The organism is Enterobacter cloacae complex sp. HYC003_NIDB (assembly GCF_056673375.1).
In genome coordinates, this window is the sequence record NZ_CP114222.1 from 15,897 (window position 1) to 36,936 (window position 21,040).

Annotated in this window: 18 protein-coding genes and 4 pseudogenes; 10 read left to right on the forward strand and 12 right to left on the reverse strand. The window is 52.1% G+C overall.

Annotated elements, in window-relative coordinates; translation table 11 throughout:
* The first annotated feature begins 22 nt into the window (after nucleotides 1–22).
* From O1722_RS25300 to O1722_RS25310, 3 genes and pseudogenes are all read left to right on the forward strand, one after another.
* Nucleotides 23–1,180 (forward strand): iron-containing alcohol dehydrogenase, encoded by a 1,158-nt coding sequence (locus tag O1722_RS25300; protein ID WP_021243026.1) that lies wholly within the window; start codon nucleotides 23–25, stop codon nucleotides 1,178–1,180.
* Between the two features lie 77 nt (nucleotides 1,181–1,257).
* Nucleotides 1,258–1,833: pseudogene (locus O1722_RS25305) on the forward strand (MFS transporter); the annotation flags it as partial.
* 30 nt (nucleotides 1,834–1,863) lie between these two features.
* Nucleotides 1,864–2,832 carry an IS5-like element IS903B family transposase gene (locus O1722_RS25310; protein ID WP_022652343.1) on the forward strand — a complete coding sequence of 323 codons (969 nt, stop codon included), beginning with the start codon at nucleotides 1,864–1,866 and terminating at the stop codon, nucleotides 2,830–2,832.
* A gap of 314 nt (nucleotides 2,833–3,146) precedes the next feature.
* Here the strand turns inward: O1722_RS25310 and O1722_RS25315 are convergent, their stop codons facing one another.
* A complete protein-coding gene (locus tag O1722_RS25315) occupies nucleotides 3,147–3,383 on the reverse strand; it encodes a hypothetical protein (RefSeq protein WP_001676031.1) in 237 nt (78 codons plus the stop codon).
* Nucleotides 3,384–4,280: 897 nt separating this feature from the next.
* On the opposite strand from O1722_RS25315, the pseudogene aac(3)-IId reads away from it, so the two are divergent.
* Nucleotides 4,281–4,733: pseudogene (gene aac(3)-IId, locus O1722_RS25320) on the forward strand (aminoglycoside N-acetyltransferase AAC(3)-IId); the annotation flags it as partial.
* Nucleotides 4,734–4,786: 53 nt separating this feature from the next.
* Here aac(3)-IId and O1722_RS25325 read toward each other — a convergent pair.
* Nucleotides 4,787–5,491 (reverse strand): IS6-like element IS26 family transposase, encoded by a 705-nt coding sequence (locus O1722_RS25325; protein WP_001067855.1) that lies wholly within the window; start codon nucleotides 5,489–5,491, stop codon nucleotides 4,787–4,789.
* A gap of 581 nt (nucleotides 5,492–6,072) precedes the next feature.
* Between O1722_RS25325 and stbA the strand changes: the two genes are divergently transcribed.
* Complete coding sequence (stbA, locus tag O1722_RS25330; RefSeq protein WP_001039464.1) at nucleotides 6,073–6,459, forward strand: plasmid stabilization protein StbA; 387 nt, start codon at nucleotides 6,073–6,075, stop codon at nucleotides 6,457–6,459.
* Between the two features lie 139 nt (nucleotides 6,460–6,598).
* Here the strand turns inward: stbA and O1722_RS25335 are convergent, their stop codons facing one another.
* From O1722_RS25335 to ltrA, 4 genes and pseudogenes are all read right to left on the reverse strand, one after another.
* Nucleotides 6,599–7,567, reverse strand: coding sequence for an IS5 family transposase (locus O1722_RS25335; RefSeq protein ID WP_030005799.1), 969 nt, complete (start codon nucleotides 7,565–7,567; stop codon nucleotides 6,599–6,601).
* A 1,587-nt stretch (nucleotides 7,568–9,154) separates the two neighbouring features.
* Nucleotides 9,155–9,463: pseudogene (locus O1722_RS25340) on the reverse strand (replication initiation protein); the annotation flags it as partial.
* Between the two features lie 9 nt (nucleotides 9,464–9,472).
* A protein-coding gene (locus O1722_RS25345; protein ID WP_223229472.1) for an IS1-like element IS1X3 family transposase occupies nucleotides 9,473–10,170 on the reverse strand; the annotation gives its coding sequence in 2 pieces (ribosomal slippage) (nucleotides 9,473–9,921 and nucleotides 9,921–10,170; 699 coding nt in all).
* 151 nt (nucleotides 10,171–10,321) lie between these two features.
* Nucleotides 10,322–11,809 (reverse strand): annotated as a pseudogene (gene ltrA / locus O1722_RS25350) (group II intron reverse transcriptase/maturase).
* A gap of 405 nt (nucleotides 11,810–12,214) precedes the next feature.
* Here ltrA and umuD point away from each other — a divergent pair.
* Nucleotides 12,215–12,646 (forward strand): translesion error-prone DNA polymerase V autoproteolytic subunit, encoded by a 432-nt coding sequence (umuD, locus tag O1722_RS25355; RefSeq protein WP_000776034.1) that lies wholly within the window; start codon nucleotides 12,215–12,217, stop codon nucleotides 12,644–12,646.
* Nucleotides 12,646–13,917, forward strand: a complete 1,272-nt coding sequence (locus O1722_RS25360) for a Y-family DNA polymerase (protein ID WP_001754953.1) — start codon at nucleotides 12,646–12,648, stop codon at nucleotides 13,915–13,917. The genes umuD and O1722_RS25360 overlap by 1 nt, the downstream gene beginning before the upstream one ends.
* A gap of 81 nt (nucleotides 13,918–13,998) precedes the next feature.
* On the opposite strand, the gene O1722_RS25365 is transcribed toward O1722_RS25360, so the two are convergent.
* Nucleotides 13,999–14,973 (reverse strand): ParB family protein, encoded by a 975-nt coding sequence (locus O1722_RS25365; RefSeq protein WP_000064119.1) that lies wholly within the window; start codon nucleotides 14,971–14,973, stop codon nucleotides 13,999–14,001.
* The gene (locus O1722_RS25370; protein ID WP_000368714.1) at nucleotides 14,973–16,178 is read right to left on the reverse strand and encodes an AAA family ATPase; all 1,206 of its coding nucleotides are present in this window, start codon (nucleotides 16,176–16,178) and stop codon (nucleotides 14,973–14,975) included. The genes O1722_RS25365 and O1722_RS25370 overlap by 1 nt, the downstream gene beginning before the upstream one ends.
* Before the next feature lie 414 nt (nucleotides 16,179–16,592).
* On the opposite strand from O1722_RS25370, the gene O1722_RS25375 reads away from it, so the two are divergent.
* Complete coding sequence (locus O1722_RS25375) at nucleotides 16,593–16,862, forward strand: hypothetical protein (protein ID WP_000339857.1); 270 nt, start codon at nucleotides 16,593–16,595, stop codon at nucleotides 16,860–16,862.
* Nucleotides 16,863–17,038: 176 nt separating this feature from the next.
* Here O1722_RS25375 and O1722_RS25380 read toward each other — a convergent pair whose 3' ends face one another.
* The gene (locus O1722_RS25380; protein WP_004118283.1) at nucleotides 17,039–17,905 is read right to left on the reverse strand and encodes a replication initiation protein; all 867 of its coding nucleotides are present in this window, start codon (nucleotides 17,903–17,905) and stop codon (nucleotides 17,039–17,041) included.
* 529 nt (nucleotides 17,906–18,434) lie between these two features.
* Here O1722_RS25380 and O1722_RS25385 point away from each other — a divergent pair.
* Complete coding sequence (locus O1722_RS25385; RefSeq protein WP_032409716.1) at nucleotides 18,435–18,539, forward strand: hypothetical protein; 105 nt, start codon at nucleotides 18,435–18,437, stop codon at nucleotides 18,537–18,539.
* 128 nt (nucleotides 18,540–18,667) lie between these two features.
* Complete coding sequence (locus O1722_RS25390) at nucleotides 18,668–18,925, forward strand: hypothetical protein (protein ID WP_000764642.1); 258 nt, start codon at nucleotides 18,668–18,670, stop codon at nucleotides 18,923–18,925.
* Between the two features lie 57 nt (nucleotides 18,926–18,982).
* Here O1722_RS25390 and O1722_RS25395 read toward each other — a convergent pair whose 3' ends face one another.
* Genes O1722_RS25395 through O1722_RS25405 form a run of 3 tightly spaced genes read right to left on the reverse strand, consistent with a single transcriptional unit; the run spans nucleotide 18,983 to nucleotide 20,900 of the window.
* Nucleotides 18,983–19,759: a site-specific integrase gene (locus O1722_RS25395; protein WP_000015958.1), complete on the reverse strand. Its 777-nt coding sequence runs from the start codon at nucleotides 19,757–19,759 to the stop codon at nucleotides 18,983–18,985.
* Nucleotides 19,756–20,499: a hypothetical protein gene (locus O1722_RS25400; RefSeq protein ID WP_000129823.1), complete on the reverse strand. Its 744-nt coding sequence runs from the start codon at nucleotides 20,497–20,499 to the stop codon at nucleotides 19,756–19,758. The genes O1722_RS25395 and O1722_RS25400 overlap by 4 nt, the downstream gene beginning before the upstream one ends.
* Before the next feature lie 50 nt (nucleotides 20,500–20,549).
* On the reverse strand, nucleotides 20,550–20,900 hold the full coding sequence (locus tag O1722_RS25405; RefSeq protein ID WP_000493378.1) for a hypothetical protein: 351 nt from the start codon (nucleotides 20,898–20,900) through the stop codon (nucleotides 20,550–20,552).
* Nucleotides 20,901–21,040: the final 140 nt, after the last annotated feature.

Here is a 21,040-nt window from a genome sequence, read left to right on the forward strand (position 1 = left end):
TTCTGAAAATGAGGTAATCATTATGCAAGATTTTATCTATCATAATCCGGTAAAAATTCTTTTTGGTCGCGATCAAATTTCTGCGTTAGCACAAGAAGTCCCGCAGGGTAAAAAGGTCATGATTGTCTATGGCGGGGGCAGCGTTATAAAACACGGTATATTGAAACGCGTAAAAGAGTCCCTGACAAACACCCTGGTTTATGAGTTTGGCGGTGTAGAAGCAAACCCTCATTATGAAACCCTGATGAAAGCCGTTGAGATTGTCAGAACAGAAAAAATTGATTTTCTTCTGGCCGTGGGCGGCGGTTCAGTGATCGACGGGACTAAATTTATTGCCGCCGCAGCCCTCTACGAAAATGATCCATGGGAGATCGTCAAGAGTTATGGCGGCGTGGTGAAACAAGCTCTCCCTTTTGGATGCGTGCTGACCCTGGCGGCCACGGGTTCAGAGATGAATAACACGGCGGTGATTAATCGGGTGACCACCCAGGATAAACTCTTTTTCACCTCCCCTTACGTTATGCCGAAATTTTCAGTGCTCGAACCGGAAATGACCTACACGCTGCCTGAACAACAAACCGCAAACGGGGTTGTTGATGCCTTTGTCCACGTTCTTGAGCAATACATTACTTACCCGGTTAACGCTAAGGTGCAGGATCGCCTGGCGGAAGGACTGCTGAGCACGCTGAAAGAAGAAGGCCCAGTAGCCCTTAAAAATCCACAGAACTACGACGCCAGAGCTAACATCATGTGGGCTGCGACGATGGCCCTGAATGGAATGTTGAGCGCAGGTGTCCCAACTGACTGGGCTTCTCACATGATTGGCCAGGAAATTACTGCATTATACGGAATCGACCACGCCCGTACCCTCGCTATCGTTATGCCTGCACTATGGCGCTTGTGCAAAAAGGAAAAAGCAGAAAAGCTGGCTCAGTACGGTGCGCGTGTCTGGAATATTCCTGAGTCTGATAGCGAAAAAATGGCCGATGAGGCTATCAATGCCACCGTGGAATTTTTTGAACTGATGGGCGTTAAAACCCGACTTTCTGATTATGGTCTGGGCGCGGAAGATATTTCAGCTGTTATCGGCAAGTTAAAAGAACATGGGCACATCGCATTAGGTGAACATGGAAAAATTACTGCTGAAGTGGCGGAAACAATACTGAACATGGCACTTTAATTGACTAACGATCTACTCTATTAGGCGCTAAGCCTGCGCACCTGGCAGGCTTAATTAAACATTAACGGTATTGCAAAATGCAGAAAATGAATGACACATTTCCCTATATGCCATTAATGGCTTTTGCGATGACCGGATTTATTTGCATCATGACGGAAACTATTCCAGCAGGATTATTGCCAGAAATCAGTAAGGGAATGAATATTTCGCTGGCTAGCGCAGGCCAGTGGGTCACCGTCTACGCCCTCGGGTCATTATTTGCCGCTATTCCGTTAACTATCGTTACCCGGTCGTGGAATCGGAAATATGTCTTATTAATGACCGTAGCGGGATTCTTCATTTTTAATACCATTACCGCACTTTCATCAAATGTTTACCTGACCCTGTTAGCGCGTTTGGGGGCCGGGGCGGCTGCGGGACTGGCGTGGAGCCTGCTGGCGGGGTTTTCACGCCGAATTGTTGAGCCGCTTCATCAGGGTCGGGCTATGGCGATAGCCATGGCTGGGACACCGCTGGCGCTCTCACTAGGCGTTCCGCTGGGAACCTGGCTTGGGCATTATCTTGGCTGGCGCCTGACGTTCGGTATTATGTCAGTACTTTCGCTGTTACTAATGATATGGATCCGTATCAGCGTTCCGGACTCTGCGGGGCGGCTTTGTTGAATAAATCGAACTTTTGCTGAGTTGAAGGATCAGATCACGCATCTTCCCGACAACGCAGACCGTTCCGTGGCAAAGCAAAAGTTCAAAATCACCAACTGGCCCACCTACAATAAAGCCCTCATCAACCGTGGCTCCATAACTTTCTGGCTGGATGATGAAGCTATTCAGGCCTGGTATGAGTCAGCAACACCTTCTTCACGAGGCAGACCTCAGCGCTATTCTGACCTTGCCATCACGACTGTGCTGGTCATTAAACGCGTATTCAGGCTGACCCTGCGCGCTGCGCAGGGCTTTATTGATTCCATTTTTTCTCTGATGAACGTTCCGCTACGCTGCCCGGATTACAGCTGTGTCAGCAGGCGGGCAAAGTCGGTTAACGTCAGTTTCAAAACGTTCACCCGGGGTGAAATCGCGCATCTGGTGATTGATTCCACCGGGCTGAAGGTCTTTGGTGAAGGCGAGTGGAAAGTCAAAAAGCATGGCCAGGAACGCCGTCGTATATGGCGAAAGTTGCATCTGGCAGTTGACAGCAACACACATGAAATCATCTGTGCAGACCTGTCGCTGAACAATGTGACGGACTCAGAAGCCTTCCCGGGTCTTATCCGGCAGACTCACAGAAAAATCAGGGCAGCATCGGCAGACGGCGCTTACGACACCCGGCTCTGTCACGATGAACTGCGGCGTAAGAAAATCAGCGCGCTTATCCCACCCCGAAAAGGTGCGGGTTACTGGCCCGGTGAATATGCAGACCGTAACCGTGCAGTGGCTAATCAGCGAATGACCGGGAGTAATGCGCGGTGGAAATGGACAACAGATTACAACCGTCGCTCGATAGCGGAAACGGCGATGTACCGGGTAAAACAGCTGTTCGGGGGTTCACTGACGCTGCGTGACTACGATGGTCAGGTTGCGGAGGCTATGGCCCTGGTACGAGCGCTGAACAAAATGACGAAAGCAGGTATGCCTGAAAGCGTGCGTATTGCCTGAAAACACAACCCGCTACGGGGGAGACTTACCCGAAATCTGATTTATTCAACAAAGCCAAGTCTATCAGTAAAGAGAATGAGAGATCAAAGTGGTCATTTTAATTGAGCTGGATAACGGACATTTCAATTGAGCCTTGACACTCTGAAAGGCCCTCAGCGCCACTCTGTAACGAGTTAGCCATTTCCAGCACCTTTCCCTGGCCATAACCCTGAAAAACGCACCTGATGATTTCTGCGCGACTGCATGGCTATGCACGCGGGTGAATGGCAGACGATTTCGGAGTGTCAGCACCACTAAACCGCCAAAAGGCGCAATCAGCGGCGCGGCGCGCGCGGACGTGACCAGGCAAACTCGGACTGCTGCCGCTCATCCTCACGTAATGCACGCTGGCGGTCGGCGTAACGCTGCGACTCAATCTGCGCACGCGCTCTGTTCAGGACGATATGCCGGTTCGGCTGATTTAGCTTTTTGCCTGACGCTCTCTCAGCTGCGGCAATAGCATCATCAAGAAATTTTTTCTCTGCAGGTGTCAGGTTTGTCAGTCTGTTCATAGCATTCTCCCGTCAGAATAACTCCGCACAGTCTGCCAGACACAGCAGAACCGATGAAGCGCTGGCGGTGCTGAAAGACAGCCAGAAACGGTGAACGGGAGCGGATTTTAATCCGGTGACGTGAGACGTTGGGCAAGCCGCAGGCGCGTCAGTGGTTTTAGCGGGTTTCGGGGCGCAGCCCTGAACCAGTCACATAGCGCTAGCGGAGTGTATACTGGCTTAATATATTAGTTCGGAGTGGTGATTCAGGGAAGCGCTTCATGTGGCAGGAGAAAAATGCGGCTGCGGGGCGTAAGTGCGAAATGCAGATGGCGATGACATGACGCCTCCTCGCTCACTCGGTCGCTACGCTCCTGCCGTGAGGCTGCGGCGGGCGTTACGGGCTTACAAATAACGAAATAGCAGATAGAGAGAAGTCAGGAAGGACTGGGAAAAGGATGCGGAGTTGCCGTTTTTCCATAGGCTCCGCCCCCCTGACAAGCATCACGAAATCTGACGCTCAAATCAGTGGCGGCGAAACCCGACAGGACTTAAAGATCCCAGGCGTTTCCCCCTGGTAGCTCCCTCGCGCGCTCTCCTGTTCCTGCCTTTCGGTTTACCGGTGTCATTCCGCTGTTATGGCCGCGTTTGTCTCATTCCACGCCTGACACTCAGTTCCGGGTAGGCAGTTCGCTCCAAGCTGGACTGTATGCACGAACCCCCCGTTCAGTCCGACTGCTGCGCCTTATCCGGTAACTATCGTCTTGAGTCCAACCCGGAAAGACACGACAAAGCGCCACTGGCAGCAGCCACTGGTAACAGGTTTAGAGGAGGAGAGTCTTGAAATTTCGGGTGCGATAAGGCTACACTGAGCGTCAGACCCCGTATAGTGTTTTGCAGTTTAGAGGAGATATCGCGATGCATACGCGGAAGGCAATAACGGAGGCGCTTCAAAAACTCGGAGTCCAAACCGGTGACCTCTTGATGGTGCATGCCTCACTTAAAGCGATTGGTCCGGTCGAAGGAGGAGCGGAGACGGTCGTTGCCGCGTTACGCTCCGCGGTTGGGCCGACTGGCACTGTGATGGGATACGCGTCGTGGGACCGATCACCCTACGAGGAGACTCTGAATGGCGCTCGGCTGGATGACGAAGCCCGCCGTACCTGGCTGCCGTTCGATCCCGCAACAGCCGGGACTTACCGTGGGTTCGGCCTGCTGAATCAATTTCTGGTTCAAGCCCCCGGCGCGCGGCGCAGCGCGCACCCCGATGCATCGATGGTCGCGGTTGGTCCGCTGGCTGAAACGCTGACGGAGCCTCACGAACTCGGTCACGCCTTGGGGGAAGGATCGCCCGTCGAGCGGTTCGTTCGCCGGCACTGTTGCAAAGTTAGCGATGAGGCAGCCTTTTGTCTTATTCAAAGGCCTTACATTTCAAAAACTCTGCTTACCAGGCGCATTTCGCCCAGGGGATCACCATAATAAAATGCTGAGGCCTGGCCTTTGCGTAGTGCACGCATCACCTCAATACCTTTGATGGTGGCGTAAGCCGTCTTCATGGATTTAAATCCCAGCGTGGCGCCGATTATCCGTTTCAGTTTGCCATGATCGCATTCAATCACGTTGTTCCGGTACTTAATCTGTCGGTGTTCAACGTCAGACGGGCACCGGCCTTCGCGTTTGAGCAGAGCAAGCGCGCGACCATAGGCGGGCGCTTTATCCGTGTTGATGAATCGCGGGATCTGCCACTTCTTCACGTTGTTGAGGATTTTACCCAGAAACCGGTATGCAGCTTTGCTGTTACGACGGGAGGAGAGATAAAAATCGACAGTGCGGCCCCGGCTGTCGACGGCCCGGTACAGATACGCCCAGCGGCCATTGACCTTCACGTAGGTTTCATCCATGTGCCACGGGCAAAGATCGGAAGGGTTACGCCAGTACCAGCGCAGCCGTTTTTCCATTTCAGGCGCATAACGCTGAACCCAGCGGTAAATCGTGGAGTGATCGACATTCACTCCGCGTTCAGCCAGCATCTCCTGCAGCTCACGGTAACTGATGCCGTATTTGCAGTACCAGCGTACGGCCCACAGAATGATGTCACGCTGAAAATGCCGGCCTTTGAATGGGTTCATGTGCAGCTCCATCAGCAAAAGGGGATGATAAGTTTATCACCACCGACTATTTGCAACAGTGCCACGAAAAAAGGGTGTCTAATACGGTGAAATCATAGTATTACCAAAGTAATAAATAAAAAGTTATTTAAATCAGTAATTTAGATTTGATTTGTAATACCTGGGTAATACCGCAGCATGGCTAAATTTTGTTTTTTTTCTTTTAAATCAGTGCGATAGCGTGATTTATCACGCTGCGTTAGGTGTATAGCAGGTTAAGGGATAAAAAATCATCTTTTTTTGGTAGGGCGATCTCCGTAGGTTAAGGGGCATTTGGCTAAAAAGCGTCCTATTCTTTGATGGTCATGCTTGCATGACCATCTGAGCAACCAAAAACTACAGATAAACTACAGATAAACTACAAAAAACGTTTTGCCTTAGTGTTGTAAGACTACAAATAGACTACAATAAAACTACAAATAAACTACAAAAAACGTGACAGACTACAAATAGACTACAATAAAACTACAGATAAACTACAAAACTCGATTGACCCCTTCTTACGAGTGTTGTAGAGTCATTTTCATACAACGGAGGGGGTTATGAATAAACCAGCAGATCTGAAACCCCGCAACTTATCGGCTGCTGTCAGATTGCGCCTAAATGAAATCGAGAACTGGCTGGACAGAGGGCTAACGCGGCATGAAATTGCTGAAATCCTCGACAGCGAATACAGCTTTTCGGTAACAGCCAAAGGGCTTGAGATGGCACTGTATAGAACGCGGCAAAACCGAAAAAATGTATTGCACAATACGCATGATAAGAGTAGCGCGAAGGGTGCAGCGGAAAGTGTATTGCACAATACACAACCGTCTGAGCCTGAAGTGCAGGAAAGTAAAAAAGCAGAGAGTCCCGGCATTATTGATAAAGAATTCTTCAAGAAAATCGGTGAGAATTTCGACCCTAAGAAGTTCAACAAAAAATTCTGAGGTGATTTATGAAAGTAGCGGTAATTAATTACAGTGGCAGTGTTCGTAAAACCTTAATTTCATCTTACCTGTTAGCCCCGCGCGGCTTTGTTGAATAAATCAGATTTCGGGTAAGTCTCCCCCGTAGCGGGTTGTGTTTTCAGGCAATACGCACGCTTTCAGGCATACCTGCTTTCGTCATTTTGTTCAGCGCTCGTACCAGGGCCATAGCCTCTGCAACCTGACCATCGTAGTCACGCAGTGTCAGTGAACCTCCGAACAGCTGTTTTACCCGGTACATCGCCGTTTCCGCTATCGAGCGACGGTTGTAATCTGTTGTCCATTTCCACCGCGCATTACTCCCGGTCAGCCGCTGATTCGCAACAGCACGGTTACGGTCTGCATATTCACCGGGCCAGTAACCCGCGCCTTTTCGGGGCGGGATAAGCGCGCTGATTTTCTTACGCCGCAGTTCATCGTGACAGAGTTGGGTGTCGTAAGCGCCGTCTGCCGATGCTGCCCTGATTTTTCTGTGAGTCTGCCGGATAAGACCCGGGAAGGCTTCTGAGTCCGTCACATTGTTCAGCGACAGGTTTGCACAGATGATTTCATGTGTGTTGCTGTCAACTGCCAGATGCAACTTTCGCCATATACGACGGCGTTCCTGGCCATGCTTTTTGACTTTCCATTCGCCTTCACCAAAGACCTTCAGCCCGGTGGAATCAATCACCAGATGCGCGATTTCACCCCGGGTGAACGTTTTGAAACTGACATTAACCGACTTTGCGCGCTTGCTGACACTGGTGTAATCCGGGCAGCGCAACGGAACATTCATCAGTGTAAAAATGGAATCAATAAAACCCTGTGCAGCCCGCAGGGTCAACCTGAACACGCGTTTAATGACCAGAACGGTGGTGATGGCGAGATCAGAATAGCGCTGAGGTCTTCCCCGTGATGAAGGCGTTGCCGACTCATACCAGGCCTGAATAGCTTCATCATCCAGCCAGAAAGTTATGGAGCCACGGTTGATGAGGGCTTTATTGTAGGTGGGCCAGTTGGTTATTTTGAACTTTTGCTTTGCCACGGAATGGTCTGCGTTGTCGGGAAGATGCGTGATCTGATCCTTCAACTCAGCAAAAGTTCGATTTATTCAACAAAGCCGTCTGTGTTGTAAAATGGCGCCGAAAGCCCGGCGTAGCCGGTTGCCGGGCTATAAATTCTGCCACCCTACCCCCTGCCCTGATTAGCCTTAACTCGCGAACAGCAATGAAGAAGTCAAAGTAATCCCTTTTAACCCCGGTGAGCGGGCTTTACGGCGTTTACGACGTAAAGGGCGTGATTTCCGGGGCCTAAGCGGCGGCAGCTTGCTGCTGACGCTTAGGGGGATGTTCATCAACTATTTCAGCGACACCAGGGAACTTAACACGGTAGCTGCAAAGCCCTAATCCCGCTCACCGCCACGCAGCTGCCGTACGTCCCCCACGGGGGTGCGCAGTGCTGCGCGCGGGAACGGCGGCCCGTCTGCGGGACGCGGCGCCGTACTGCGCGTTAGCGGCCGCACGCGGCCGGTTACGGGGGACACTCCGCCATACGACCAGCGACCCGCTGAGCTGCACAATCCACAGATAACACAAGCTACATACATGTCGATATGGGAATCGGCCCACCTTGCCGGGCGCCGGTGCCGTGTGGAAATCCGCCCACCTTGCCGCGCGCCGGTGCCGTGTGGGAATCCGCCCACCTTGCCGCGCGCCGGTGCCGTGTGGGAATCCGCCCACCTTGCCGGGCGCCGGTGCTGTGTGGAAATCCGCCCACCTTGCCGCGCGCCGGTGCCGTGTGGGAATCCGCCCACCTTGCCGCGCGCCGGTGCCGTGTGGGAATCCGCCCACCTTGCCGGGCGCCGGTGCTGTGTGGAAATCCGCCCACCTTACCGGGCGCCGGTGCTGTGTGGAAATCCGCCCATCTTGCCGGGCGCCGGTGCCGTGTGGGAATCCGCCCACCTTGCCGGGCGCCGGTGCTGTGTGGAAATCCGCCCACCTTACCGGGCGCCGGTGCTGTGTGGAAATCCGCCCATCTTGCCGGGCGCCGGTGCCGTGTGGGAATCCGCCCACCTTACCGGGCGCCGGTGCCGTGTGGGAATCCGCCCACCTTACCGGGCGCCGGTGCCGTGTGGGAATCCGCCCACCTTACCGGGCGCCGGTGCTGTGTGGAAATCCGCCCACCTTGCCGCGCGCCGGTGCCGTGTGGGAATCCGCCCACCTTGCCGCGCGCCGGTGCCGTGTGGGAATCCGCCCACCTTGCCGGGCGCCGGTGCTGTGTGGAAATCCGCCCACCTTGCCGCGCGCCGGTGCCGTGTGGGAATCCGCCCACCTTGCCGCGCGCCGGTGCCGTGTGGGAATCCGCCCACCTTGCCGGGCGCCGGTGCTGTGTGGAAATCCGCCCACCTTACCGGGCGCCGGTGCTGTGTGGAAATCCGCCCATCTTGCCGGGCGCCGGTGCCGTGTGGGAATCCGCCCACCTTGCCGGGCGCCGGTGCTGTGTGGAAATCCGCCCACCTTACCGGGCGCCGGTGCTGTGTGGAAATCCGCCCATCTTGCCGGGCGCCGGTGCCGTGTGGGAATCCGCCCACCTTACCGGGCGCCGGTGCTGTGTGGAAATCCGCCCATCTTCATGACAAAAATTTGTCAAATGACAGGCTCATGTGTGCTGATTTATGTCAGACGGGATTTTGCTTATCAATTATTGAGAACAGAAATTTTCCTGAATCATCAATACTATACTTAGCAAGTAAAGGTGTTTTCTCATTTATCTGCTTGAGTGCAGGATCAAGGAAAGATCGTTTCAACTCTGCCAAGTTCTTCTGCTGGGATTCCGGTAAGACGAAACGGTCATTTAACCAAGCATGAGTAGTAACCCATAAGCCTGAAGATTTGAATTGAGCAAGACTTTCATAAAGGCGGATCGTCCGGGGATTTCGAAGACTGCCACAATCGCGGAGCGAGTAGGTGGTGAACTGGTTGGTAATGACTCCAACTTACTGATAGTGTTTTATGTTCAGATAATGCCCGATGACTTTGTCATGCAGCGCCACCGATTTTGAGAACGACAGTGACTTCCTGCCCAGCCTTGCCAGATGCTGCCTCAGATTCTGGTTATGCCGCTCAATTCGCTGCGTATATCGCTTGCTGATAACGTGCAGTTCTCCCTTCAGGCGGGATTCATAAAGCGGCCAGCCATCCGTCATCCATACCACGACCTCAAAGGCCGACAGCAGGCCCGGAAGACGCTCCAGCGTGGCCAGAGTACGCTCACCAAAGACGCGTGCCACCACCGTCCTGCACATCCTGCCATAGGCGTAAAATAACCAGCGCTGACGTGATTTAGCCCCGACGTAGCCCCACTGTTCGTCCATTTCCGCGCAGACAATGACGTCACTGCCCGGTTGTATGCGTGAGGTTACCGACTGCGGTCTGAGTTTTTTAAGTGACGTAAAATCGTGTTGAGGCCAACGCCCATAATGCGGGCGGTTGCCCGGCATCCAACGCCATTCATGGCCATATCAATGATTTTCTGGTGCGTACCGGGCTGAGAGGCGGTGTAAGTGAACTGTAGCTGCCATGTTTTACGGCAGTGAGAGCAGAGATAGCGCTGATGTCCGGCAGTACTTTTACCGTTACGCACCACGCCTTCAGTAGCTGAGCAGGAGGGACAACTGATGGAGATGGAAGCCACTGGAGCACCTCAAAGACACCATCGTACACTAAATCAGTAAGTTGGCACCATTATCCGGCAGGCGATCTGGATTATCGTCACGCTGTTAAATATGTCGCGGTAGGGATACCCGTTACCGGATACCCCCCGCACAGATCCCGGCGTGCGCGATTTACGCACCGGGCTCCTGCCTCGGGTGTCTGGCGGTGAACCGCTCCACAGGCCATGGATGAAGAACCCGAACCCTTGGTAGCCATGCGGCTGCCAGTTTGTTTGCTTTCGTCCAGGTCGTATCATCCTTCTGGCTCCTGCGCCTGAGCGCCCGGCGCCAGAGGTTTGTTACGTGTGTCCTGAACTTCTGCATGGTGGGGAAGTTGCCCGGTACCGAGTGATAGTTCAGGTATCCCTGAACCACTCTCCTGAGCCATTTTCCCTGTTCGGGGATTGAGTAATGCCAGCGCCTTCGCAGACCGTCTTTGATGGCTTTCAGAGTTGCCGTCATCCGATCCCGGCGGGTCTTTCGTATCAGCATGAACCTGCCGTTGCGATCTTTCCCGCTGATGTGCGTGAACCCGAGGAAGTTGAACGTTTCTGGTTTGCCTTTTCCCCTGATGGCACGGTTTTCGGCAGCGAAGCGGCCGAACTCCATCAGACGGGTTTTCTCCGGGTGAACCGTGAGTCCGAACTCCCTCAGTCTGCGCTGCATGGCTATACGGAAGCGCCGGGCATCGTATCGTTTGTCGAACCCGATGACGATGTCATCGGCGTATCTGACCATTACCACATTGCCTGTGGCATAGCGACGTCGCCACTGATGCGCCCACAGATCGAAGACGTAGTGGAGGTATATGTTTGCCAGCAGCGGTGAGATGACCGCACCCTGTGGGGTGCCTTCCTCCGTTGCTCGCCATTGACCCTCCTCCAACGTCCCGGCTGTGAGCCACTTACGTATGAGCCTGATTACGCTCCGGTCGCCGATCCGATGCTCTGTGAACCTGATCAGCCATTCGTGGCTCACCCTGTCGAAGAACTGACTGATGTCGGCATCCAGTACCCAGTTTACGTTAGTGCGTACCAGCCCTGTGGCCAGTGCGTCCAGTGCATCGTGCTGGCTTCGCCCGGGTCTGAACCCGTATGAGAACCCCATAAAGTCGTTTTCATAGACTGCGTTCAGGATTTTCACCAGCGCATACTGGACGATCTTGTCCTCCAGCGAGGCGATGCCGAGCGGGCGTTGTTTTCCATCCGCTTTTGGGATGTAGTGACGCCTGCCGGGCTGCGCCCTGTAGCTGCCCTAATGTAGCCTCCGGTGCAGATCTGTTATGTTGTTCTTCATGTTTCCGGCGTAGTCCATCCACCTGATGCCATCCACTCCGGCGGCCGCTTTCCTGCTCAGGGAGAGGAATGCGGCTTCCAGTGCTTCGACTGTCAGCAGGTGGAACAATGCTGTAAACCGTTCTTTCTTCCGCTGCTTCGCAGCTTCCCGCACGCGTGACAGCCTCTGTGACATGCTTTCCCGGCTCTGTGTCCGGCGCATGTGTGGCTGTTCCGCGTTCCCCTTGGCCCCGCTCCTTCGCTCCACTGACTCCGCTCCTTTCGGGTTGTTCGCCTGCTTCGCCGCTACTATGAGCGAGTCCGACTTCTCCTCTCCGTACATCACCGGCTATGACTCCTCGTCTTCCCGGTGCGGGCCGTCTCCGACACTGGCAGATGGTCAGAGGGGAGATCTCCCGGTTCCCGCGTAGAGATCGTATTGACATGCCAGGGTCTCAGACCCCGCCGGGTCCATGTGGCACTCGCAGTATCGCACCCTATGATGTTGCCTTCCGTTAACAGTACAACGTCGGCACCCGGTAATTTAATATACATTTCGTGGCTCAATGGCTGGCCTGTCAACACCCCTGTCAACGCTTCGCCCCATACCTCGCGGTATGCAACGCATGACTCGGGGACCTTGTGGATTGCTGGTCCTTCAATGGTCGGGGACTTTCACCCCTTGATCTCTACCGGTCTCCCGGTGAACACTGTATGTATAACCAGTAAAATTAGAGTGTCAGGAGGAAAGATGAAACTACAACTTTTCAGCACCGGGAAAGAACTCCCGCCACAGGCCCATCCATTGTTTGCCGATCTGGCCAGCTGCGGTTTTCCCAGCCCTGCTGCTGACTATGTCGAGTCCGATCTGGATCTCCATGATTACTGCATACGGCATCCGAGCGCGACGTACTACCTGCGTGCCAGCGGAGACAGCATGGCCGACGGCAGTCTGTACAATGGCGATCTGCTGGTTGTGGACAGTGCTGAAAAGCCGCGGCACGGCGATATCGTTGTCGCCAGCATGCAGGGGGAGTTTACGGTGAAACGGCTTCTGCTGACGCCGCGACTGACGCTGCAGCCCATGAATGCCTCCTGGTCGCCGATTTATCCTGATCCCGACGAGCTGGATATCTTTGGCGTCGTCACGCATATCATCCACCGCCCGAGGGAGATGTACTGATGTTTGCCCTGGCCGATGTGAACAGCTTCTATGCCAGCTGTGAACGTGTTTTCCGCCCGGATTTGAAAGGAAAGCCGATAGTCGTCCTGAGCAACAACGACGGGAATGTAATCGCTCGCAGTGCCGAGGCGAAGCCCTGGATCAAAATGGAAACTCCGTGGTTTCAGATAAAAAACGAAAGATACCCGGAAAAAATATATGCGTTTTCAAGTAACTATGAACTTTATGCCTCGATGTTGGCGCGCGTGATGAACAGCCTGGAGGAACTGGCCCCCAGAGTGGAACAGTATTCAATTGATGAGATGTTCCTCGATTTGACCGGCGTGGAGCACTGTATGGAGCTTGAGGACTTCGGCCGGCAGCTGCGTCAGCACGTGTATGACTGTACCCACCTGACCATTGGCGTGGGCGCCGGACCAACGAAGACCCTCGCAAAATCAGCCCAGTGGGCCTCAAAAGAGTGGAAACAGTTTCGTGGCGTACTTGCTCTGACCAGGGGAAATCCGCAGAGAACGCGGAAACTGCTTTCACTGCAGCCGGTTGAAGAAATCTGGGGGGTGGGTAACCGTATTGCACGCAAGCTGAATGTACTGGGCATTAAGACCGCGCTCGATCTCGCCCTGACGAACCCGGCCTTCATCCGCAAAAATTTTTCTGTGGTCCTTGAGCGAACGGTACGGGAACTGAACGGGGAAAGCTGCCTTTCGCTTGAGGAAGCCCCTCCGACGAAACAGCAAATTGTCTGCAGCCGCAGTTTTGGCGTGAAGATCACGGAGTACGAGTCACTCCGTCAGGCTATCTGTCAGCACGCAGAGCGGGCCTCTGAAAAACTGCGTAAAGAGCACCAGTATTGCCGGCATATTTCCGTTTTCATCAAAACGTCTCCGTTCGCCATTAAAGAGCCTTACTACGGCAACGTGGCTACGGAAAAACTTCTTACACCCACTCAGGACACCAGGGACATCATTGCAGCCGCTACAACGGCTCTGGAGCGTATCTGGAGGGATGGGCACCGGTATGCCAAAGCCGGAGTTATGCTGAATGACTTCACCGGCTCCGGCGTTTCGCAGCTGCAGCTGTTCGACGAACGCCCGCCACGCCCTTACAGTGCTGAGCTGATGAAGGTTCTGGACGGGATCAACAACTCAGGGCTGGGTAAAGTATGGTTTGCGGGGCGGGGTATTGCCCCGGAATGGCAGATGAAACGGGAGATGCTTTCTCCTGCTTATACGACACGATGGTCAGATATTCCTTCAGCGAAACTGGCGTAAAACTTTGGCGATTTCACCTTGAAATTCTCAGCCTAAACTGCCTAATTACAATAAGTTAGATGTGAAATCGCCATGGCGAAATTATTGACTCAAATTTCTGTCAAGGACCTCGTTGATAGCCTTGTCCAGTTCATCCTGAATCACTTTTGACATACGGCTAAACTCATAAGTCAGCGTACGCCCTTTCACACGCTTACGCGCGAACTTGTCCTTTTCTTCAAAAGACCAGAGTGGGGAAACCACTGACTTTTCCTTGGGAGATGGATCTATCAATGCCTGAGATGCCTGAGAAATCAGCTTCAGTATACTGGCTTTCTGTTCGTCTTCTGGTCGCTCGCCTTCACTCAAAATTGCATCGAGCTGAGCTGATACAGACTGAATGAGTTCTTCAGGCGTTAATCCCTTTTCACTGAGTTTTTCATTAACTTCTAAAAGAAGTTTATAGTCACTAAACGATAGCTCCGACTGAACCGGGAACAGAGAAATCAAGTCTTGCGGTACGGCCGCCGCCTGCAGCGCCCTGGTAACTTTAGCTTGAGATAACCCCTCCAGTTCAGCAATTTCCTTTTGATTAAATCCGGACTCTTTAAGAGCGATCAATCTCAGGCCAATCTCCCGAAGATTATGTTCTTTAGCTGTCTGGATATCTTTAGCCAGTTGGCGAGCTTCATCAGCTGATAAATGCTCTTCGGTAACCATTACATCAAGGCCTGTACGGACAAAAATTGCTGAGGCTCGCCGTCTTGAACCATCCAGTATCTCAATCCTTTCACTTTGCTTAATACCAATACAGGGAAAGAACTGCTGAAACTTAATCGTCTGGATAATGGATTTCAGGGATTCCCTGGTCAGTGCAAGTTGATCTCTTCCGTTGTTTTCCTGGTTTACGAAGGTCTTACTTTCAACTTCAGATGCAGGCACCCGAACAAACCTGAACGTTACCTTCCTGCCGGTTTTTAAGGTAAATACCTGGCTTCTACCGGTGTCCGTCATTTCCGCAATTGACGCCTGGGTATTTAACTGTCTGCCGATGGTTTTTCTTTTCTCATTCGACATCACATACCTCCGTTAGTACGAATGAACTCGATGCGATCAAAGACTGCCTTCGCAAAGTCTTCCGCTGCTGATTTTGCGCTTTTTAGTGCCTCTGTACTTCCATCATAGGTTGCTGGATTTGCTGAAATAACTGTGTCAAAAGTCTCCCCACAACGTTCGAAACCATCCAGTCTTGGCAGAACCATGTCTAGCATATCGGCACCGAAAACCTCTTTGGCCTGACTATGGCAAATTTTGTGATCAGACTTGTTCAGGATCTTGGACATGAAGCCGACATTACCGATGAGATTGCAGGTGTGCCCATCCATTTCGATGGAATCTATGAGGGCAGGGAGGCTGGCCACAAACTTCAGGGAAGAATGAAAATCAACCGTCGCCGGTGGAAGAGGGGTCAACATCAGGTCTGCCGCCCCAATGCAGTTTTTCAGGAACGCATCAAGGTGAGGACCACTATCAAGGAAAATAAAGTCGTAGTCATGCTGGAGCTTGTCGATAATGTTCTCTTTAAGCACCGCATGAATATTTTTCCCTGGCAGATGTTCTTCACACAATCCCTTCCAGCCTTCAGCAAGGAATGCATCGTCAATGGAAGCGGGGATTACATCAACACCAGGGATAATAGACGGTACTATAAAATCGGAAAGTAATTCTTCACGAGACACGTTCTGGAGCATGGCCTGAGCAGCCGTATTTTCAACCAAGCCCACTGAATTCTCATGGCTCAGGAACATTGTCAGAGATGCCTGCGGATCGAAATCGATGGCCAGAATACGCAGGTCTTCGAACAGAAGCTGAGGATGAGCTCGAAAAGCATGTGATAATGAAGCGGTAGAAACTGTCTTGGAACCACCACCTTTAAGATTACATACAAAAATCGTAAAGGCTTTATCGAAGCGATCCCTGTACTTCGGTACTTTACGATGGTTATACAGATCGATGACATTCTGAATCGTCATCGCGTATTTCATCGTATTACCAGAAGGTTTCTTTTTAAAAATGTAGCCACCGGCTTCCATTTCGGACACAGCATACTCAACACTGCCTTTACTGAGCTTAGGCAGCTTATACAGAGCGGCTTTGCTGTATTCCTGATAGAACTCGGTAAGCTTCAATTCCTCTTTTTGCTGTCGGATACTTTCGCTCAAAGATGTCAGAAGCTTACCTGCACGTGTAGCGACTTTCCGTAACTGCTCAATATTGTCCATTTATCACCTCATGACGTTTTTTGTCATTTTGAACAAAAAGTGTCATGTTGCAAGAAAAAAATCATATTGTTTTGATTTCGCTCTCAACAGAAGGGGGATGAAGCTCGACGGGCGTGCTACTAAATCACACTGCAGCAACACGCAGACGCACTTTTGACCATCAACAGCAACTCATACAAAAGGGCTTTGAGAAAGGTATTCAACTTGCAAGACAGGAGAGTCATTCAGAAGGATTCTGATTTTAGTTACGACCAGTGCAATGCTGAGCCTTATGTATCAGCGCTCGCCGCAGCCATGTAACCGAGCGTAGCGAGCGAACTGGCGAGGAAGCGAAGAGGAACCGTTCCGGCAGATAGCTCTTACGCTCAGCACAAGAAGAGTTTTCCATCCTCTGTGGGAAACAGGTCAACTTTAATGGACGCTCCGGACTATGGGAAACAGGTCAACTTCGCGGACGGCCCGGACTATGGGAAACAGGTCAACTTCACGGGCGGCCGGGAGTGTGGGGAACAGGTCAACTTCGCGGACGGCCCGGATTATGGGAAACAGGTCAACTTCGCGGGCGGCCGGGACTGTGGGAAACAGGTCAACTTTGCAGACGGCCCGGACTGTGGGAAACAGGTCAACTTCGCGGGCGGCCGGGAGTGTGGGGAACAGGTCAACTTCGCGGACGGCCCGGACTAAGGGAAACAGGTCAGCTTCTCGGACGGCCCGGACTATGGGAAACAGGTCAACTTCTCGGACGGTCGGGAGTGTGGGAAACAGGTCAAGTTAGGCAAGCACTATGGGAAACACAGCAAGTTCAGTATCCCCCCATATGTCAGCAACAAACTAAGGGGGGAGGAAATAAAAATTACAGACTATTGTTTTTTATCAAGAAAATTAAACAGCAAGCGACCATCTTCTTCAGTGGTATATGTTACCTTTAATGGCGTCTTCTCATTAATTTTCTTCAGAGCAGGTTCCAGGAAGGTACGCTTCATTTCAGCAATATTGTTTTTCTGCGAGGCAGGGAGCATAAACCTTTCACATAACCAGTCATGTGTGGTGATCCAGACACCAGTGCTCCGGAACTGACACAGGCTTTCATAAAGCCGGATGACACGAACACTATTAAGCTGGCCACAGTCATAGAGAGAATAGGTAGTGAACTGGGAGGTTAAGCCGACCAGGAATGGCATGACCTTGTAGTTAAATTCAATCTGCCAGGAACCCCGGCCTCGCTTCATTCCTGCTTCAGCCAGCCACGGACGTTTAACTTCTTCAAACTCACCTTCTTTTGGATAAAAGGTAACCGTTGATTCGCCCAGAGCATTTACCCCAGCCTTCACATCACGACTGGCGACAGACGTAGCGACATTGAAGTATTTGACGTAATCGGAAACGCTGATTTTGAAGAGCGGCAATACGTCAGAGTCATCTTCCTGGCTGTCATTAAAATAGGCCTGCATGAGGCATAACCACAGCACACGTTTTGCCTGAAGAGGCAGGTAATATGCAGCTTCGGTCAATTCGTTAGATTGCTTTATACTGGCGCGTTTTTTAAACGTTTTAGTAGCTGGCAAGAGTGCTTGAGTATCCATTTCAATGCCTATGGGTAAATTTTTACCCACCCATAATGACAGTGAAAACAGAAATTGCAAGCTATCGCGATACTTATCCACCGGAAAAATCTGCACTTTATCCACAAGTGGATAATTGAGAACTGAACTTGACCTCTTTCCCATAGCTTGTTGATGCGTATCCCATAGCTTGTTGACACAAAACCCACTGATACGTGATTAATTTCCCATATTATGTTTACCAGTTGCCCATACAGGCCCCCTCTCAGGCCGCACTGTACGCGGCTTTCAGGCTCCCTAAAAGATGTAAAATAAAGAAAAAGAATAAAAAAGTACTTTATAAAAATATGCCCGTGGATAAGTGGATAACCCCGAGGGGAGGTGATTTTTCAGGCATTGAGCGTAAGCAGAATTTATAAGTTTTGTTCCCTGGTGCTTCCTCGCTCACTCGGGGCTTCGCCCTGTCGCTCGACTGCGGCGAGCACTGCTGGCTCGATCATATCCGTGGCCGGAAGATACTACTCCTCCCCCGAGTCGCTCTCCAGAGCCGGCTACAGCGAGACAACCCGCACGAAGATTTCTATCGTCCCTGCAGACATATTCGAATCGTTTTTATTAACCCTGGCTTCCGTCGTGACAGAACACTACGTCCTGTAAAAGGGGGACTAAGGCCCCTGAATCACACACCTGAATAATGCGGAGTTTTACGATAATGTCATTGCTGGAAACTTTCCTGACCGCTTCTCAGGGGGCAACAATCCTGTTCCTTGCCATGCTGATCTACTGGCAAAAGCGATAAATCCAAGCGGGCTGGCCTTTGGCCAGCTTCGCTGTATAAGGGGAAAAATGCGGCATATCCAGACATTTCACTAGGCAATTTGAATTCAGATATCTATGCTTGGGATCCGGTCAACAGGAGGTAACAAGATGAAACTTGAAACTATACAGATAGATAATACCGTAAGGAGTGGTCTTAATTCTTTCACTGACGGGGTGATTATTCGTGATACAAAGGTATTGATCACGCTCAATCTCCCGGATGGACAGAAAACCACTATTGAGGGGGAATGGCGGCATATGTCGGACGCCAACAGGTTGTCAGAACGTATTACGATGCTTCAGCATGCGATCTATGAGCAGTATGAGGAATACAGAGCAGATATTCCCGTCAGCTGGTCCAGATAACGTCTGACAGACCTCCCCGGCGAGCAGGACGTTCGCCAGCATCATTCTCCTAAGTACTTAAATATTCCCTTTCAGCATGGCTACCGCATCCGCTTCGGGCATCTGAAACTGAACTCGATGCCGCGCAGCAACATCAAGTGCGAACACCTTCGTATAGACTTCCGTCGAGCTAATCGATTTGTGGCCCATCAGGCTCTGCAAAACCTTCAGTGGTATGCCGGCATACAGCATATGCATCGCGTAGGAGTGGCGGAACGTATGCGGGGTGACCGGCACCGAGAATGTCACCCCGTCGACGGCGGCCGCTTCAACCGCTTCGCCAATCCAGGTCCGTACTGTCCGGTCGGTGATGTCCCAGATGCGGGCTTTCTCTGTTCTGCCGGTACGCTTGTTGCGTCTTTCCAGCGGAATTTTCAGGGTGGCCACCATCATCTGCAGCTGGCTGACGTAGTGGTGATCGGAAAGCGGAACCAGACGATGAGCCTGGCTACCGGCGGGAGCTCGGCCGGCTGTCCTGGCCGCTTTTTCGGTGCGCTGCTTAAGCGTGGCCAGCTGCACGAACGGATACGGTGGCACCAGCGAAAAATCCCCCCGGGTCAGCGCCAGCGCCTCGTTGATACGTGCGCCGGTGTTCCAGAGGGTTGCCAGCAGCATCTTGCGGTGCAAATCGGGCACATAATGGAGCAGGGCGCTGACTTCCGGTGCCAGCAGGTATTTCGGTAGTTCATCTTGAACGAGCGCCATCTGGCGCAGGGCCAGCGCGGCGGGATAGTCAATGGCCACCGGCATTTGCGCCGGCTGCTGCGGGTGAGAATATGATAAGAGGCCGCTCATTGGTTTGACATTCCATCAGGTATCACTAATTGATTCCACTCCCTGTTGCGGGTAGCTTCAGCAGCGCGCAGGGCTCTTTCGCGCCTCCAGACTTTACGAAACACGGAAACTGCAGACCATTCATCATGACCTGTAAGACGTGTTTCGGGCATCCCGGTTGCCTTGCGCAGACGGACGGCAAGAATGACAGCGTTGATGCCCAAGCGCGTGAACTGATACTGCCGTTCCCTGAAATAGTCCTTATGCCAAGGAGGGTCGGAGTATTCGGCGGCATATGCAATTGCCCTGTGGGCCTCATCCTGGAGCACCGGCAGTTCACGGATGCGATACATAAGACGTGGCTCTAAAGTCCGCCAGTCACCGGAGACATCGATCAGATTCAGTTCAGGGTAATTCGTGACAGCTTTTCTCTCAGGCTGGGGGGCATCATCATCCTGGCCGTCATCCGTCACAACCCGGAAACAACCCTCAGCATACCGTTCAAGCATGAATACCAACTCGGTGGCAATGTAATGCAGTTCCTTTTTCATTTTATCTTCTGACGCCTGTCTCTCACGCTTAAGCGTGAAATAATGTGTCAGCCAGATGCCAGTGAGTGTTATACCCCCAGTAAGCAGGCCAGTGATAAGCCCGGTTGCCACGTTTCCCCAGATCCCCGCCCCTTGATTAATCAGCTGTACGGAAACCGGATGGGATGTCGCAGCAACTATACTCTCAGTTGCGGCCTGTATATCAGTCATTGATCATTTACCCCTTTATATTCCTGAGAAATCCCGCCCTCTGTCCGTAGTCAGCGGCCGGCAGCCAGCTCTTCAGCCAGTTTCACAAACCTTTTGTGCTCAGTCTGCAGGTAATGGCTGTAAATCCGGGCATCACGTTCTGTCAGTCCGGATGGATTGCCGGTGAAGTAACGTTGCAGCACCGCAATACAGTGATTGTAGGTATCGAGATCATATTCCCAGTTTCCCAGCTCACCGGCCGCATCCAGTTCCTGGCGAAACTGCTCGTATTTACGGAGCAGAATGCCAAGACCTAATTCTGTTGCAGCATAAAGATTATTTTCTCCTGGCGCGGAAATCGCATTACGGATTTTTTCAAAAGCATAACTGAAATCATTTCTCTCATTGAATGCAGTAAACATGTCCTTTCCTCAGTTGAATAGTTAGCCGTGCAATTTTACCACACCTCAATCATCGTCAGATGAGTGCCACTCTGTCGCGACAGTGACTTTCACGAGAGTGATTTTCACATACTAAAATAATAAGCAGCCATATAACAACG